General features: G+C 75.1%; 1 pseudogene. It reads right to left on the bottom strand.

The annotated features are described in order from the left end of the window. Nucleotides 1–1436: pseudogene (locus ACFV0G_RS39335) on the bottom strand (ATP-binding protein); the annotation flags it as partial.

The raw sequence follows: 1436 nt of genomic DNA on the forward strand, positions 1-1436 counted from the left end.
GCCCGGCGCCGCGGGGCGCCCTTCGCGGCCGGGGCGCCGAGGGGGGGGGCGCGGGCCCCCCCAACCACCCGGTAATGGCGGGCGCGGACGGGGCGGTGGGGGGCTAGCCCCCCCGCGAGGTGGCCGGCCCACGGCGCCCACACGGTGTTGTGCCACTGGCGGGCGTCGAGCTGCTCGCCGACCCTGCGGAACTCCTCGGCGGCCTCGTCCCGCAGGCCGCGGGCGAGCAGCAGCTTGCCGTAGAGCGTGGGGGCGTCGGGCAGCACCATCGCGGTGGGGTGGTACGGCGGCGCGAAGTGGTACTGGCGGGCGAGCTCCCAGGCCTCGTCGACCCGGCCGCGGGCCAGCAGGGTGTCGGCGAGGACGCCGACGATGTCCCACTGGAGCGGCAGGTCGGGGGCGATCCGCTCGGAGATCCGCAGGCCGCGGCGGAGGAAGTCCTCGGCCTCCAGCAGGAAGCCGCGGCGGAACCGGACCAGGCCCATCAGGAAGTAGGCGAAGCCGCGGTGGGCGCCGCTCCAGCCGGCGACCTCGAACTCCATGATGGCGTCCGAGAACAGCCTTTCGGCGCGGGCGAGTTCGTCGGTGTAGGTGAGGGTGAGGCCGATCAGGGCGGGGAGTTCGAAGCCCCAGGTGGTGCCCGTCCAGCCGAGGTCGCCCGGCAGCCGGCCGTTGACCAGCGCGGTGTCGGCGAGTTCGACGGCGTGGGCGGCGGGCTCGCCGCGCAGCGTCAGGTCCCAGGCCCGCATGGCGAGGACGGCGCGCTCGGCGCTGCCGGTGCCGGTGATCGAGTCGGAGAGCTCCTTGAGCCGGCGGGAGCGGTCCGGGCCGTCCTCCTCGTCGCGCTGGAAGGCGGCCCACATGAAGTGCGCGGCCTGCAGCCGCAGTCGGCTGTGCCCGCTCTCCGTCCGCTCGGCCTCCTCCCGGCAGAGCTCGGCGGCGCGGGTGAGCTCGCCGGAGTGCGCGAGCGCCTCGGAGAGCCGGAAGGTGGCGTCGGCCCGCAGGTCGGGGCGGAGCCCCGGTTCCATCTCCAGGGCGAGCCTGAGCTGGTTGACGGTGGCGACCGGGTCGGTGAGCAGCGCGGAGCAGCCGAGTTCGTACATCACCTCGGCGCGCACGTCGTCGTCCGGCGGCTCCTTGAGGGCGCGCTCCAGGCAGCGCTTGGCGGCGTCCGGGGCGCCGATCGCGAGGTGCTCCTGGGCGGCCTTGCGCAGCTTGCGGACGATCGAGTCGTCGCCCTCGGCGTGCACCTCCAGGAGGTGGCGGGAGGCGGTGAGGAGGGTGCCGCCGGCGTTCTCGATGGCGGCGGCCGCGATGCCGTGCATGGCGGTCTTGGTGCCGGCCGGCATGGTGAGGTAGATCGAGGTGCCGATCAGCGGGTGGACGAACTCCAGGCGGCCGTTGGGCTGGCTGGTGAGGACGCGCTGCTTGCGGAG

Origin of the sequence: Kitasatospora sp. NPDC059571 (assembly GCF_042735675.1) — a bacterium.
Lineage (GTDB): Bacteria > Actinomycetota > Actinomycetes > Streptomycetales > Streptomycetaceae > Kitasatospora.